Raw genomic sequence first — 207 nt, 5'->3', positions numbered from 1 at the left:
ACAAATGCGGCCGCATGTGGATCGTGTTGAAATTGGTCAATGGCCATACGCCGTTGGCTACGGGATAGGCCACCGTGTAAAAAAGGTACAGATATCCCGTAGCGTGCCTGCAATTCTTGGCTAATCAATTTGCCCATCTCTTTATACTGCGTAAAGATCAAGACACTCTCGCCTTTTGAGAAAATGCTGGCGACAATGTCGAGGAAA

Annotated in this window: 1 protein-coding gene; it reads right to left on the bottom strand. The window is 47.3% G+C overall.

Annotation, left to right across the window (positions count from 1 at the left end; translation table 11 throughout):
- A partial coding sequence (locus CHH91_RS21560) for a helicase-related protein (protein WP_353615345.1) occupies positions 1-185 on the bottom strand: 185 nt, incomplete at its 3' end.
- Positions 186-207: the final 22 nt, after the last annotated feature.

Source organism: Virgibacillus sp. 7505, assembly GCF_002272135.1.
Classification (GTDB): domain Bacteria; phylum Bacillota; class Bacilli; order Bacillales; family Amphibacillaceae; genus Terribacillus.
The sequence above is the reverse complement of the archived record's forward strand: the minus strand, read 5'-3'. Positions and strand labels throughout refer to the sequence as shown.